The sequence below is a fragment of the Antrihabitans stalagmiti genome, assembly GCF_016482825.1.
Taxonomy (GTDB): domain Bacteria; phylum Actinomycetota; class Actinomycetes; order Mycobacteriales; family Mycobacteriaceae; genus Antrihabitans; species Antrihabitans stalagmiti.
Genome location: NZ_JAEMNV010000008.1, coordinates 34310 through 48633, shown reverse-complemented (window position 1 = coordinate 48633; position 14324 = coordinate 34310). Strand labels below are relative to the sequence as shown.

Here is a 14324-nt window from a genome sequence, read left to right as displayed (position 1 = left end):
GTCGCGCATCCAGGGCTCGGATAATGTTGCCCGCATGTCAGAACGCATCAGCCTCGACGTCGTCGACGGCATCGCCTACGCCACCCTGAACCGCGCCGACAAGCTGAACTCCCTCGACTTTCCGATGTTCGAGGCCCTCACCTCTGTTCCCGAGCAGATCGCGAAGGATCGCTCTATCCGCGCGGTCATCCTGCAGGGTGATGGAAAGGCCTTCTGCAGCGGACTCGATTTCGCGGCTGTCGGCAAGGACCAGATCGCTCAGGTCCGCGGTTTCGCGAAGCTGCCCGTGCAGACGACCAACCTGTTCCAGAAGGCGTGCTGGGCGTGGCGTGAGCTCCCCGTGCCCGTCCTGGCAGTGCTGCACGGCTACTGCTTCGGCGGCGGACTGCAGTTGGCGCTCGCGGCAGACTTCCGTTTCACGACACCCGACTGCGAGTTGTCGGTGATGGAAGCAAAGTGGGGACTGATCCCCGACATGACCGGGTCGGTGACACTGCGCGAACTCGTTCCGATCGACGTTGCGAAACGGCTCACCATGACCGCCGAGGTGTTCGACGGCGTCAAGGCGAAGGAACTCGGACTGGTCACCGAGGTCAGCGCCGATCCGCTCGCGGCCGCGAAAGCGCTCGCCGACCAGATTGCCACACGCTCGCCGGATTCCGTCGCGTACACCAAGCGGCTGTTCCACGACACGTGGACCTCGTCGCCGCGGTCGGCATTCTGGACCGAAAGTCAGCTGCAATTGCGGCTGATTCTCGGCAAGAACCACAAAATCGCGCGCGCTGCAGGCAAGGCCAAAGAGATCCCGAAGTGGATCGCCAGGTCGGTCTAGGACTTCGGTCTAGCCTTTCGTTGCGGGTGAGCGTGGCGGGGCGGGCACCTCGGTCGACCAGGTGAGTGCGATGCCACGCGATTCCAACCACGGCTCGAGTCGATGATCGTGGCTGGCCATACCGTCGACTGCGACGAAGGCCTGCTCGATGGCTTTGTGTGCTTCCTCTGTCGTGATCAATCCTGCGGTCCGTGCTTCGAGAAGTTCGTCGAGGTCGAGTAGTTCGACGTCGCGGCCGGACCTGACAACGAGGTCGAGATAGTGGTCGACCGACTTCCAGACGGTTGGCCCGATAGTGAATTCGCCGAGGTCGACGTAGAAGTTCTGGTCGCGGCGATGCTCCGGGTAGTAGTGGAAGATCGTCGCCCGCAACCCGAGCGTCGGGATCAGCCACGATTCCAGGTAGTGGAAGGCATGGTGGTCTGCAGTGCGGGCCATGTACAGGCCCCACGGTTCGACGCGGTACTGCTCGACCTCGCGGACGAAACCTTTCGGGTCCGTGTTCGTGCGCGCTTCGATATCGAAGTACTCGACCTTCGGTTTGTGCACGTGGACCACCCATAGGAAGTTACCTGCTTCTCTGGAATCCGGCTGAGATTGGTGAGCTGGCGTCAGCGCCAGAATGCGGCGAGGGGCTCGGCGAGGGCCGTGCCTTGCTCGTATCCCGTTCGGGCAGCGGGCGGTCGCAGCGTCAGGTCCATCGCATTGGGTCCGAACATATGCTCGGCGCTGCCGTCCGGGCTGATCGTCTCGACCCTGCTGCCGTGTGCACGGAGTTCGTCGATCTGCGTTGCGAGATGATTGCCCCATTCCACCGGCGTGAGTGCACGTCCGCCGAAGGGTGCCAGCACTAGCACCCGCGCGTAACCCGCTGCCAGGTCAGCGTTTTCGGCGTTGGAACGGTAACCGCCGTCGAGGTACGGGATGTCGCCGACTCGGTAGGGAAGCCTGCTTGCGCAGCTTGCGGCGACCGCATCGGCCAGATCGACTCCGCTGTGGCGGTCGAACACGGCCGGTGCACCGGTCCGGGCATCGACCGCCGTGATGAGAACCGTTCGCTGCGGCCACTGTCGACTTGGTAGTCGCGCGGCGACAGTGGCTCGCCATTGTTTTTGCCAGGAGCCGTCCGACGCCGCAGCCAGGTCGAGTGCTGCCGCGCCCATTCTGCGGCGCAGGTCGGCCATGTCGTCGGAGGAGGCGATGATGGCGCTGATTCGTGCCAGGTGGTCGGCCACCGGCCTGCTGGCAACGCGGCTTCGGTCGGACGCCGCCGAACCTGCCTTCTGTTCAGGCGCGGCGGCAAGGATGGCGGCGAACAGTTCGGTCGGGGAGGCGCCGGCAAACTGGGCTGCGGCGGTCGAGCCTGCTGATGTCCCGATGGTGAGGTCGGCTGTGGTTACGTCGAGTCCGGCATCGAACAGGCCGGCGACAACGCCGATCAGCCACGCATTGCCTGTCGATCCGCCGCCACCGAGGACAAGTGCTCGCTCGCGGGCTTCGGGCTGTGCAGAGGGTGTTGAGTTCATGGGAGTCGCCTTTCACGAATTGCGTTCTCAGGCGCTCCCAGCGGCGACTACGTCGGTCGCGCGATCGTGATCGGTAGGGGAGCGCCCACTGTGGATACAACGTTCATGGGTGTCACCTCCTGGGGACGGGTCGACGATCGCCGAAACGCTAACACCGGGCGGCGCGATGGTGCAATCGATTTACTTGCAGGTCAGCACGGTCGCTGCGGCAGCCGAGCGGTACGTGTCGGTGGGTCGGCATAGGCTTGTGCAATGGCGTTTCCAACAGAAAAGCACCTCCTCGCCCACTCGGAGCATCGTCCGGTCGGCGAGCTGATCGAACGCACCGAAGGTCGCTTCGAGGTTGTCAGCGAACACAAGCCTGCCGGTGATCAGCCGGCCGCCATTGCCGACCTCGAACGCCGGATCAACGCGGGGGAGAAGGACGTTGTCCTGCTCGGTGCGACAGGCACCGGTAAGTCCGCGACGACGGCGTGGTTGATCGAGAAGTTGCAACGGCCGACACTCGTGATGGCTCCGAACAAGACGCTCGCAGCGCAGCTGGCCAACGAGTTGCGAGAGATGTTGCCGCACAACGCTGTCGAGTACTTCGTGTCCTACTACGACTACTACCAGCCCGAGGCGTACATCGCCCAGACCGACACTTACATCGAGAAGGACAGCTCCGTCAACGACGACGTCGAGCGGTTGCGGCACTCCGCAACGTCCAGCTTGCTCTCTCGTCGTGACGTCGTCGTGGTCGCCTCGGTGTCCTGCATCTACGGCCTCGGCACCCCCCAGTCCTACCTCGACCGGTCCGTCCAGCTCGAAGTCGGTGCCGAGGTGAACCGTGACGACCTGCTGCGCCTGCTCGTCGACGTGCAATACACCCGAAACGACCTGTCGTTCGTACGTGGCTCGTTCCGAGTCCGCGGCGACACCGTCGAGATCATTCCGTCCTACGAAGAGCTGGCCGTTCGTATCGAATTCTTCGGCGACGAGATCGAGGCGCTGTACTACCTGCATCCCCTCACCGGTGATGTTGTCCGGCAGGTCGACATGCTGCGAATTTTTCCCGCGACGCACTACGTCGCAGGTCCGGAGCGGATGGAACGCGCGGTTCGCGACATCGAATCCGAGCTGGAAGGCCGCCTCGCGGAACTCGAAAAGCAGGGCAAGCTCCTCGAAGCGCAACGTCTGCGGATGCGTACCCAGTACGACCTCGAGATGATTCGCCAAGTCGGATTCTGCTCCGGCATCGAGAACTATTCGCGCCACATCGACGGCCGCGCTGCAGGCACAGCACCGGCGACACTGATCGACTACTTCCCGGAAGACTTCCTTCTCGTCATCGACGAATCACACGTGACAGTCCCGCAGATCGGTGGCATGTACGAGGGTGACATGTCGCGTAAGCGGAACCTGGTCGAGTTCGGGTTCCGGCTGCCGTCCGCGGTCGACAATCGGCCGTTGACGTGGGAGGAGTTCGCCGACCGAATCGGGCAGGCTGTGTATCTCTCGGCGACGCCGGGCAAGTACGAGCTCGGTCAGGCCGGCGGCGAGTTCGTCGAGCAGGTGATCCGCCCGACAGGTCTGGTCGATCCGAAGATCGTGGTGAAGCCGACCAAGGGTCAGATCGACGACCTCGTTCATTCGATCCGAGAGCGCGCCGAGAAAGACGAGCGCGTTCTGGTGACCACACTGACGAAAAAGATGTCGGAGGATCTGACCGACTACCTGCTGCAGCTCGGCATACGAGTCCGATACCTGCACTCGGAGATCGACACGTTGCGACGCGTCGAACTGCTGCGGCAACTGCGACTCGGCGAGTACGACGTTCTGGTCGGTATCAACCTGCTTCGAGAAGGTCTCGACCTTCCCGAGGTGTCCTTGGTTGCGATCCTGGACGCCGACAAAGAGGGCTTCCTTCGCAGCAGCACCAGCCTCATCCAGACGATCGGCCGCGCCGCCCGCAACGTGAGTGGTGAGGTCCATATGTACGCGGACAAGATCACCGACTCGATGGCGATGGCGATCGAAGAGACCGAACGCCGACGCGAGAAGCAGGTCGCCTACAACACCGAGATGGGAGTCGATCCGCAGCCACTGCGAAAGAAGATCGCCGACATCCTCGACCAGGTTTACGAAGAGGCCGACGACACCGACGTTGCGATCGGTGGTTCCGGACGCAACGCAAGCCGAGGTCGGCGTGCACAAGGCGAGCCTGGGCGTGCAGTCAGCGCGGGTGTTTACGAAGGCCAGGATGTGAAGTCGATGCCGCGCGCCGAACTGGCCGACCTGATCAAGTCGCTGACCGATCAGATGATGAACGCCGCACGAGAACTGCAGTTCGAGTTGGCGGGTCGACTACGCGACGAAATTCACGACCTGAAGAAGGAACTACGCGGAATGGATGCTGCCGGAGTGAAGTAGCTGGGTCCGAAGGTCCTAGCTGGTGATGTCCTTGCCGGAGAAGCGTATCCAGGCAAGGACGCCGAAGATCGATGCGTAGGCGAGCGCGGAGAATGCTCCGATCGTCATGTCGTACCAGTCGATCGTCGGTGACAACGCACGGGTCCAGGCATACGAGAAGTGGCCGGGTAGGAGCCGCCGCAGGTCCCCGAGCGCGGTGATCTGGTCGAGAATCTGAACGAGGATCGACACCATGACCGTGCCGCCGACCGCACCGAGTGGTGCGTCGGTCAGCACCGACAGCAGTAGCGCCAAACCGGCGATCCAGGTCAGATTGATGGCGATGTAGCCCAATGCAACGAACAGCCGCAACACTGCTGTTTGGTACGGCAACGAATCGCCGAACGGGTTCGCCAACGGGTCCGCGCCGTAGAGCAGGGTGCCGAGGGCAAGCGCGACGACAACGAGCACCACGATCGCAATGAGCGAGAGCAACACCGATACGACGGCCTTCTGCAGCAGCAATCGTGACCGCGGCACCGGAATTGTCAGCAGATACCGCAAGCTCGACCACGACGCCTCGCTCGCAACGGAGTCGCCGAAAAACAGCGCAACGACCACGATCAGCAGGAAGCCGACCGACATCAGCAGGCAGAAGACCGTGAAGTTCACACCACCACGTGTGGCGAGCTCGATCAGGCCTGCACCCGAATCGGCTTCGGCACCACCGATGGCAAACGCCGCGGCGAGGATGCCTGGCAACAGGGCCAGAAACCCGATCGCGACCTGGGTTCTGCGCCGGCGTAGCTGTCGTTCGAACTCGGTACGGACCGACAGCGTTGCGCTCGGCCGAAAACCCGGAGCGCGACCATCGGGATGGTCGGCGGACGTTGTTGCAGATTCGGTCATTCCGCCGGGTCCTTTCCATTGCTCTGTGGTGCGCTGTTCTGTGAATTCCTGCCGTCCGGCACGTCCTCGTCGAGATCGGGCCCAGCAGCTCGTGGATCGTGCACCAGCGCAAGGAACACGTCCTCCAACTTCGTAGACGACGCGACACCGCTGACCGCGACGCCGGCATCGACCAAGGTAGCGACGACGTCGGCAGGTGCAGCCGAGCCGAGATCGATCCGCAGCCGTGGGTTGTCACCATCGGTTGCGATGATCCGACCGAGTCCGGCGACGCCGGACAAAGCTGCGGCCGCGCGGGCCGAATCGTCGACCCGAATTTCGGTCGGACCGCCCGCTGCCACCAGCTCACGAACCGAACCTGCGCTGATCACCTTGCCCTGGTTCATGACGACCACATGGGTACAGGTCTGTTCCACCTCGGAGAGCAGGTGACTCGACACGAGGACCGTTCGCCCGCGCCGCGCGTAGGAGATCAGTACGTCGCGCATCGTCCTGATCTGCGGCGGGTCGAGGCCGTTGGTCGGTTCGTCGAGCAGCAGTAGGTCGGGTAGGCCGAGCATGGCCTGCGCGATGGCGAGCCGCTGCCGCATACCTTGCGAGTACGAGCGAACCTTTCGGTCGATCGCTGCGCCGAGGTCGGCGATGGCGACGACCTCGTCGAGGTGCGCGTCTTCCAACGCGCGGCCGGTAGAGAGCCAGAACAGGCGGAGATTTTCTGCTCCCGAAAGGTGGGGGAGCAGGCCCGGACCCTCGACGAACGACCCGATCCGTGACAGCACCGGCGCACCTGCGGTCACCTTGTGGCCGAACACACGAATCTCACCGTCGTCGGGCTTGATCAGTCCCATCGCCATACGCAGTGTCGTCGTCTTGCCTGCGCCGTTGGGCCCGAGGAGGCCGAGAACCTGGCCGGGTTCCACTCTGAACGACACACCGTCCACGGCGCGGAAACCGTTGGCGTAGGTCTTACGCAGCCCACTGACCACGAGTGGAATGTCGGCGAGATCTTCGTCTGCATCCGCGGTGCCGCGCCTACGCGAGCGGACGAGGGCCGCAGCGACGAGGAGTCCGAGTGCGACGACGATGACCCCGATACCGATGAGCGGTTCGATCGGAACGGAGCGTGAGGTGGCCATTCCCGAAATCGTCGGCACACTCAACTGCGCGTCCAGCAGAGACACACTGAACACCGCAGGCTCCAGTGGCACCGCGTAGGCCTGATCCGTTGTGCCGATGACGATTTCGATGTGATGGCCCTCGGGGACCTGAAATGCGATGCCCGGCAGGGTGACCCGAACATCCACCGGACTGCCGTCGGGCGAGTCCGGAAGCCGCACCGCCCCGACTGCGCCGCCGGGCAGCACCCGCCGGTCGTCGGCGCTCACGTCGTACAGCTTCGCGAACAAGACCGAATCGCCCGGTGCGGCAAAGGAATGTACACGAAGGTCGATCGTCGCCGACCCCGCGATCGTCAGTGGTTCGTCGAACGCATCGGTCCGGAACGTTGCCGCCTGACCTGCCGGATCACGGCCGATGGCGTCGAGACCAGCGATCGACAGAGCCGACGAGAGCACCGAACCGACCCCGGGGACGCTGGACACCGCGGCAGGCGATGCGCCGGGCGGGCGCACGATCGTCTGCGGTGCGTCGAGGTCGGAATACAGCCGCAGCGTAGTGCGGCGTGCAGGCTCGGAGTTGCCGATCCCCGGGTACTCGGGGGCGCTCATCCTGCGGCTCGGGATCTCGCCCTGCTCGTTGGGTGTTCCGGGCAGCTGGAAGCTGAATCGTGGGGTGTCGGAGTCGCTGCTGTCGGCGTTGTCGTTGTTGTCACGCAGATTGGCGAGTAGGAAACTCCGCATCGGGTAGTCGGCCCGATTCGCGTCGCCGTCGTGGCCACCGTTGAACCACGTGACTTCGACCGGAGTTCCCGTTGCCGCGATCTGCCGTGCGTTCGCATCGGCCTGGTCGAGTGGAAAGAGCGTGTCGCGTTCGCCTTGGACGATCAGCGTCGGCGCAGTGATCTTGTCGTTGTATGCGGCGGGGGAGTGCGATCGAAGCAGCGCAAGGAGTTCGGGCGTTGGCGTTCCTGTCACCGCAGACTGCGCGTAGGCCTGACACACGACCTCGGAGAACTTGCCGCAGATATCACCGGACAGCCCGGGCGAAGCATCCTGACCGAGCGCGGTGGCGCCGACGCCGAAAAACACTCCGGCCCACGCGCGTTTGAGCACGCCGGGCGCTGCGTAGTCGGGTGCTGTCGGTGTCGCTGGGTCGGGCTGATCCGGATTCGGAAGCGGCGCAGCGTAGTTGGGGAACAACGCAACACCGAGGTCGTTCCACGTGATCGAGGCCGCAATTGTGTCGATGCGGGGATCGGTTCCGCCGAGCATCAAAGCCAAAGCGCCGCCATAGGATCCGCCTGCGACACCGACGCGCGGATCGCCGGGTGCATCGAGTTGCACGTCGGTCCGCTCCCCGAGCCAGCTGACCATGGCTCGTGCGTCGGCCACCTCGCGGTCGGGATCGTTGATCGATATGGCCCCGGTGCTCTCGCCGAAACCGCGCGCGCTGTAGGCGAGAACGACGAAGCCGTCGCGGGCAAGTCTGCGGGCTTGGCCCGCCACCGAATCCTTGTTGCCGCCGAACCCGTGCGCGAGGAGAACCGCTGGGGCAGGCGTCTTTTCGGGGAGATGCAGCCGCGCATCGATAGCGACGGTCGTAGTTTCGCCAGGGCCAGCAGGCATGGTCAGCGTCACGTCCTCCGTCGCGATGTCGACCTGATCGTCGCGGTCGAACACGAACATGACAAGGCCGAGAACGACCACGATTGCAGCGACAATGGCCGCGGCGCGGAGGAACGACCGACGGCCCGGCGTGTCAGGCCTCGGAATACGCATAAATCCAATCTATGCGAGGTTTGCGAAGTGTGCCGCTGCCGGATGCATCGTCTCTGTCTCGCTTGCGGTGGCAGGGGCTGGTCCTCGGCTGATCCCCCGGCTGATCACTGAATCGCCGGAATGTGTGTTCTGACCCAAATTCGCCTCACACGCGCTTTTGGAGGCTAGGGTCAGCGAAGCGGTTGGAGTGGTTCAGCCGCGCGACTGTGCACCCGTTTTTTTGCACCCATGGAGGATGAATGAGCGCGTACCGGACCATTGTCGTCGGGACTGATGGTTCCGACTCGTCGTACAAGGCCGTCGAGAAGGCCGCGTCGCTTGCCGGCGACGAGGGGGCGCAGCTTGTGATCGCTTGCGCGTACTACCCGACGGACGAGCGTGACGTCGGTGCCGCGGCGGACGTACTCAAGGACGACGCGTACCAAGTGCGCGGCAGTGCGCCAACGAACGACATCCTGCGCACCGCCCGCGAGAAGGCTCATGCAGTCGGCGCGACCAACATCGTCGAACGTTCGATCGTCGGTGCTCCGGTCGACTCGCTGCTGCAACTCGTCGTCGACGTCGACGCGGATCTGCTTGTCATCGGCAACCGCGGCCTCAACTCGCTGACTGGTCGCCTGCTCGGATCGGTGCCCTCCGACGTCGCGCGCAAGTCACGCTCCGACGTTCTGATCGTGCACACGGTCCGCTAGCCGGCTCGGAACCGCAAATCCGGCTGTTGCCGACGGGAAATCGTCAGCAATAGTCGGATTTTGCTGTTTCCAGATAGATGCGAGCGACCTGGTCACCGTCGAGCGTGCCCTGCGATGTCGACGCCGTGTACTCGGCGAGAGGCGCGAGGTTCGCCAGGATCTCGGGCTCAGGAGTTGCATCGGCCAATCGCGCACAAATCCCTTCGCCGAGCACAAGGGTCGTGGAATTCGACTGCCCCGCAGGGATTCCCGCGGCGATCAGAGCGTCTTTGTAGGCCTGCGCCCGGTCGTCGAGAGGTTGCTCACCGCCGAGTGCGATGGCCGCTGCGGTTGGCGTAGCCGACGAGGACTGTGCAGAGTCACCCGAGTCGGCGACCGTGCAGGCGCCGAGCGTCAACGAACCCGCGGCGAGAACGATGGCGACGCGTATGGCGCTGGTCTTGCCGTCCACGTCGAACACCTTCCTGCCTGCGAATCTGCTCGCGATCAGTTTCCTGCGGCGATCGAGCGCCCTGACGCCGCGTCGTTGCGGTCGGAATCGACGAGACCGGCTAGTTCGGTCGGTAGTGGCCGGGAATGTACGACGCCGAGGCGTTGCGTAGCTCGCGTAAGAGCAACGTACAGGTCGTTTCGCCCGCGTGGAGACTCATCGAGTACCTGAGCGGGCTCGACGATGAAAACGACGTCGAACTCGAGACCTTTGGCCTCCCGCACGGTGAGGACGCTCACCGAGTCGCTTGCAAGGTCCGCGAAAGTTGCAGACAACTCTTTCGGCACGATCACGGCGGTCTGGCCTGGGCCCGTTTCGGCGGCTACGTAGTCGCGGACGATCGGCTCGAGGGCGGCGGCATCTACCGAGTGCGCCCAGGGCGGGACGCCCGAGTCGCGCACCGACCGCGGCACTGTTGCCGCTGGATCGATGGCGCTGAGCACGTCCTGTGCGATGCCCATGATCTCGGCGGGTGTTCGGTAGTTCACCGTCAGCTCGGCCAGCTTCCAGCGCCGTGCGACATACGGCTCGAGGATGCGTTGCCACGAGGTGGTGCCTGCGGGGTCGCCGGTCTGTGCGACGTCGCCGACGACTGTGATCCAACGATTCGGTATCCGGCGCATAACCATGCGCCACGCCATCTCGGACAGTTCCTGCGCCTCGTCGATGATGACGTGACCGTAGGTCCAGGTGCGGTCGCCCGCAGCACGTTCCGCGGTGGTGAGTCGCACACCGGAGTTCTGCCGCTGCGCGAGTTGACTGGCGTCGATCAGGTCGTAGGCCATCAGGATCTCGGGATCCAGTTCGTCTTCGAGATCTTGCGGTGCAGAACCGGTCAGGATGTCGAGTGCGCCCTGCGCGTCGGCGATCTGGGCTCGCCATTGCCGCTGGTTGCGTTCGCGCTCTTCCGCGTCGTCGACGCCGAGCAGCTCGGCTAGTTCGTCGAGCAGGGGAGCGTCGGCAGGGGTGAAGCCGCGACGTTCCGAGGTCAGCAGCGCTGCACGGTCGTCGGCAGCGAACTGCTGGGCGGCAGTCGACAGTCGCACGTCCGATGCGAGCAGGTCGACCAATACCTCCTGCGGAGACAGCTCCGGCCACAGACCGCCGATGGTCGCCATGACCTCAGCGTCCGACCGCATCTCGTCGCGGATATCGGCGATGTCGTCGCGGCTGAGCAGATTCGAGCCGCCGACGACGTTGCTGCCGATCGTGGTCGCGATCTGGTCGGTCAACGAATCGATGACGCTGGAGACGAAGATCGGGCGAGCCAGGTTGTGCGGCCTACGCGAGGAACGTGCTCTGCCACGGGCCCGCGTGACGGTCTTGCGGTCGAGCGACACCTCGTAGGACTCGAAGCGCAGCGTAATCGTCTCGTCGGGAACCAACTGCCGATCTCTGACCGCGTTCTTGAGCACGTCGACCATGGTCAGGGAGCCCTTGAGTTCCGCGGCCCGAAGCGAATCTTCTCGAGTCGCGCGAACACCCGGGTAGAGATCGCCGATCGTCGACAGCAGGACACCGGTCTCGCCGAGCGACGGCAGCACCTGCCCGATGTAATCGAGGAACGTCGCGTTCGGTCCGATGATGAGGACGCCGCTCTTCGCCAGCTGCTGGCGATAGGTGTACAGCAGATACGCCGCCCGATGCAGTGCGACAGCCGTCTTGCCGGTCCCCGGTCCGCCCTGCACAACGAGCACACTCTTGTGATCGGACCGGATGATGGCGTCCTGCTCGCTCTGAATGGTTTCGACGATGTCGTTCATGTGGCCGGTTCTGGCGGCGTTGAGGGCAGCGAGCAACGCGCTTTCGGTGCCGACCCCGCCTGAATCCTCCGTACGACCTGCCTCCTGCGCGGCGTCGAGGTCGAGGTATTCGTCGTTGACGGCGGTCACTCGGCGGCTGCGAGACCGGATGTGACGACGTCGAATCACGCCGTCCGGCATCGCAGTCGTCGCGAGGTAGAAGGGACGTGCCATCGGCGCACGCCAGTCGAGGAGCAGCGTCTCGTAGTCGTTGGCTTCGTCGAGGATTCCCAGTCGTCCGACATAGCGCAACTCGTCGTCGCTCATATCGATTCTGCCGAAGCACAAACCGTTTTCGGCCGCGTCGTACTTCGCGAGGTCGTCGGTGTACAGCTGGCTGAACGATTCGCGCTCGCTGCGCGCCTGCGGCGTCCCACCCGTCTCCAGCAGAACTTTGCTCAGTCGCGTCGCCGCGTACTTCCGCATGCTGTCGAGCTGGTGGTACAGCGTCGACACGTACTCCTGCTCACGGTCCAGGGCACTCTGGCCGTCGTCAGGCAATAGGTACTCCTCGGTGTAGGGCGCGACTTGTCGCGGGATCGCAAAAATCGCCCTGAGAAGTCTAGTTGGAGATCGAAGGGTGCGCCGAAGTGCCCGGTCGAGGGTCCGCGTGGGTCACTCTGACAAAATGTTCGACCGTCGGGAACGGCTCGTAGAAGCTGTGCAGCAGTTCGCGCCAGCGTTCGTACTCGGCTGATCCGCGGAAGCCTTCGGTGTGGTCTTCGAGCGTCTCCCACTCGACGAGCAGGAGGTAGGAGGTCGGCGTTTCGATCGACCTGGACAGAGTGAGCGATCTGAAGCCGGGCATGACCGCGATGATCGACCGGGCGTGCTCGAAAGCAGCCTCGAACCGGGTCTCTTCGCCTGGTCGAACGGGCAGCAGTGCATGTTCGAGAATCATTGGGGCGAACTCCTAGGCCTACGGACCGCCGTGAGTGGCGGTCCGTCGACCTCGAAGATTAGCTGTACTCGGCGGCCTTGGACTTCACCGTGCGCGAGGCCTTGGCAGCTTCCTTCTTGGCCTTTGCGGCCTCTTTCCTGGTCACCTTGGCGAGCACTTCGCCGCGTTCTGCTGCTCGGGCAGCAAGTTCGCTGCTGCGGTTGCGCGCCGCTTCGGCAAGCTCAGGTCCGTGCTCGCGTGCGTAGTCACCCAGCTCGCGGCCACGCTCGGCGGCCGCCTCTGCGAGCTCACTGCCGCGTTCTTTTGCTGCGGCTGCGATGCCGGGTCCGCGTTCGCGGGCGACCTCGGCGAGCTCACTGCCGCGCTCTTTTGCAGCGGCTGCGATCACCGGTCCGCGTTCGCGCGCGACCTCGGCAAGCGCGCGACTCCTCTCTGCTGCGGCGTGCAAGCCGTGGCTTACAGTCTCGCCGAACGCTCCGGTCTCGGCGGCAGCACCGATCGGGAGTGCGGACGACACAGCCGCGGTTGCGCGACGTGCCGCGCGGCGGCCTCGCCAACCGAGCGACGGCTTACCTTCGGTATCCACAGCTGCGATCATCAGACCACCGAGCAGGCTGAGGCCCGTGAGGAATTCGGTGCGCTCCTGTGCCTTGAGCTGCGGGTCGGTCTCGTTCCAGAACGCGTTGCGGCCGAGGTTGCCAGGGACGAGCGTGCCGGCGAGCGCGATGGAGGCGAGACGTGGCGCCTTGTTCGTCGCCAGCAGTGCGCCACCGGCGATCTGGATGGCGGCATTGATCCGGACAACCTGCTCGGCATCGGTCGGCACCTTGGACGAGTACTTGTCGGGCAGCACCTCTTGACTCTTGTCGAGGAGCGGCCTGGTGGCGTCGGCTGAGAGCTTCGTATTCCTCAGGGACTCGATGCCCTGCGCGATGAAGATCGTCGACATAAGCGGTCGGGCAATTCTGCGAATCAACATGACGCGAGGGTTCCCACAGCGCCGTTGCGCGAAACGTGACATCGACAACTTCGGGTCCGGACGAGCGGTGGTTGGCTGCGTATCTGGCAACGTCCGGTTCGCTAGGCTTGGCCGACCAACCGGCGATCGACAGGGGACTGCGGCAAGTGGACTACCGGATCGATGATCTCGCTAGAGAGGCCGGAACGACGTCGCGCAACGTCCGCGCCTATCAGGAGCGCGGCTTGTTGCCACCTGCTGTCAGGTGGTCGGGCCGAGCGGCGATCTACGACGAGACGCATCTGGAACGTCTGAAGATCATCGATGCGTTGCTGCAACGAGGTTTCACCACAGCCCATATTGCTGATTTCATCACCAGCTGGGAAACGGGCAAAGACATGTCCGAGGTGCTGGGACTGCAGCATGCCGTCACTGCAACCTGGGGCGACAACAGTTCCATCGATGTGCCTCGCGAGTTGGTGGATACGTTTCTCGGGTCGGACGCAGGGGACCTGGTCGATCGACTCATCGAACTCGGTCTTGCCCGCGCCAAGGACGACGACACGATCACGTTCACCCGCCCGAGCATGCTGGAAGCATTCGGCGAGCTGCACACCTTCGGCCTGCAATTGCGCGACGTCATCGACCTGTACAGCGACATCGCGCAACGCGTCGACGACATAGCCAGGCTGATGGTCGACACTGCCCGCTCGCACATCACCGCCCAGCACGGCCCTGGTTGGCTACCCGATACCGACGAGGACATCGCCGCGACGACCAACATGATCAGCCACATGCGCGAGATCGGCATCGCGGCTGTCCACGACACGCTGGCCTCGGCGATGGAGAACACGGTCGCGACCCAGCTCGGCGAGTATTTGTCTGTGGCCTTTCAGAAGCACAAGGCGGAGACCGAGTAGCTAGCG

12 protein-coding genes are annotated in these 14324 nt (G+C 64.1%); 4 read left to right on the top strand and 8 right to left on the bottom strand.

What is annotated here, in order from left to right:
• Positions 1-34 precede the first annotated feature (34 nt).
• Positions 35-832: a crotonase/enoyl-CoA hydratase family protein gene (locus tag JGU71_RS22100; protein ID WP_199706632.1), complete on the top strand. Its 798-nt coding sequence runs from the start codon at positions 35-37 to the stop codon at positions 830-832.
• A gap of 9 nt (positions 833-841) precedes the next feature.
• Here the strand turns inward: JGU71_RS22100 and JGU71_RS22095 are convergent, their stop codons facing one another.
• Together JGU71_RS22095 and JGU71_RS22090 are read right to left on the bottom strand one after the other, a co-directional pair.
• Positions 842-1390: a ribonuclease FAU-1 family protein gene (locus JGU71_RS22095; protein ID WP_199706630.1), complete on the bottom strand. Its 549-nt coding sequence runs from the start codon at positions 1388-1390 to the stop codon at positions 842-844.
• Positions 1391-1443: 53 nt separating this feature from the next.
• On the bottom strand, positions 1444-2358 hold the full coding sequence (locus JGU71_RS22090; RefSeq protein ID WP_199706628.1) for a patatin-like phospholipase family protein: 915 nt from the start codon (positions 2356-2358) through the stop codon (positions 1444-1446).
• Between the two features lie 252 nt (positions 2359-2610).
• Here JGU71_RS22090 and uvrB point away from each other — a divergent pair, with 252 nt between their 5' ends.
• Positions 2611-4770: an excinuclease ABC subunit UvrB gene (gene uvrB, locus JGU71_RS22085; RefSeq protein WP_199706626.1), complete on the top strand. Its 2160-nt coding sequence runs from the start codon at positions 2611-2613 to the stop codon at positions 4768-4770.
• 15 nt (positions 4771-4785) lie between these two features.
• Here uvrB and JGU71_RS22080 read toward each other — a convergent pair whose 3' ends face one another.
• A complete protein-coding gene (locus JGU71_RS22080) occupies positions 4786-5658 on the bottom strand; it encodes an ABC transporter permease (RefSeq protein WP_199706624.1) in 873 nt (290 codons plus the stop codon).
• The gene (locus tag JGU71_RS22075; RefSeq protein WP_199706622.1) at positions 5655-8555 is read right to left on the bottom strand and encodes an alpha/beta fold hydrolase; all 2901 of its coding nucleotides are present in this window, start codon (positions 8553-8555) and stop codon (positions 5655-5657) included. The genes JGU71_RS22080 and JGU71_RS22075 overlap by 4 nt, the downstream gene beginning before the upstream one ends.
• A 239-nt stretch (positions 8556-8794) precedes the next feature.
• Here JGU71_RS22075 and JGU71_RS22070 point away from each other — a divergent pair, with 239 nt between their 5' ends.
• Positions 8795-9247, top strand: coding sequence for a universal stress protein (locus JGU71_RS22070; protein ID WP_199706620.1), 453 nt, complete (start codon positions 8795-8797; stop codon positions 9245-9247).
• A 43-nt stretch (positions 9248-9290) separates the two neighbouring features.
• Here JGU71_RS22070 and JGU71_RS22065 read toward each other — a convergent pair whose 3' ends face one another.
• The 4 genes from JGU71_RS22065 to JGU71_RS22050 form a co-directional block, all read right to left on the bottom strand.
• Complete coding sequence (locus JGU71_RS22065) at positions 9291-9698, bottom strand: DUF732 domain-containing protein (RefSeq protein ID WP_199706618.1); 408 nt, start codon at positions 9696-9698, stop codon at positions 9291-9293.
• A 35-nt stretch (positions 9699-9733) separates the two neighbouring features.
• Positions 9734-12040 (bottom strand): HelD family protein, encoded by a 2307-nt coding sequence (locus tag JGU71_RS22060; RefSeq protein WP_199706616.1) that lies wholly within the window; start codon positions 12038-12040, stop codon positions 9734-9736.
• Positions 12041-12101: 61 nt separating this feature from the next.
• Positions 12102-12440, bottom strand: a complete 339-nt coding sequence (locus JGU71_RS22055) for an antibiotic biosynthesis monooxygenase family protein (RefSeq protein ID WP_199706614.1) — start codon at positions 12438-12440, stop codon at positions 12102-12104.
• 58 nt (positions 12441-12498) lie between these two features.
• Positions 12499-13419 carry a DoxX family membrane protein gene (locus tag JGU71_RS22050; protein ID WP_199706612.1) on the bottom strand — a complete coding sequence of 307 codons (921 nt, stop codon included), beginning with the start codon at positions 13417-13419 and terminating at the stop codon, positions 12499-12501.
• A 35-nt stretch (positions 13420-13454) separates the two neighbouring features.
• Here JGU71_RS22050 and JGU71_RS22045 point away from each other — a divergent pair, with 35 nt between their 5' ends.
• The gene (locus JGU71_RS22045) at positions 13455-14318 is read left to right on the top strand and encodes a MerR family transcriptional regulator (RefSeq protein WP_307829765.1); all 864 of its coding nucleotides are present in this window, start codon (positions 13455-13457) and stop codon (positions 14316-14318) included.
• Positions 14319-14324: the final 6 nt, after the last annotated feature.

Coding starts and splice junctions, on each gene's coding strand:
- JGU71_RS22075 (WP_199706622.1), bottom strand. CDS start 8,555: ATGCGTATTCCGAGGCCTGACACGCCGGGCCGTCGGTCGTTCCTCCGC.
- JGU71_RS22070 (WP_199706620.1), top strand. CDS start 8,795: ATGAGCGCGTACCGGACCATTGTCGTCGGGACTGATGGTTCCGACTCG.
- uvrB (WP_199706626.1), top strand. CDS start 2,611: ATGGCGTTTCCAACAGAAAAGCACCTCCTCGCCCACTCGGAGCATCGT.
- JGU71_RS22100 (WP_199706632.1), top strand. CDS start 35: ATGTCAGAACGCATCAGCCTCGACGTCGTCGACGGCATCGCCTACGCC.
- JGU71_RS22090 (WP_199706628.1), bottom strand. CDS start 2,358: ATGAACTCAACACCCTCTGCACAGCCCGAAGCCCGCGAGCGAGCACTT.
- JGU71_RS22050 (WP_199706612.1), bottom strand. CDS start 13,419: ATGTTGATTCGCAGAATTGCCCGACCGCTTATGTCGACGATCTTCATC.
- JGU71_RS22055 (WP_199706614.1), bottom strand. CDS start 12,440: ATGATTCTCGAACATGCACTGCTGCCCGTTCGACCAGGCGAAGAGACC.
- JGU71_RS22080 (WP_199706624.1), bottom strand. CDS start 5,658: ATGACCGAATCTGCAACAACGTCCGCCGACCATCCCGATGGTCGCGCT.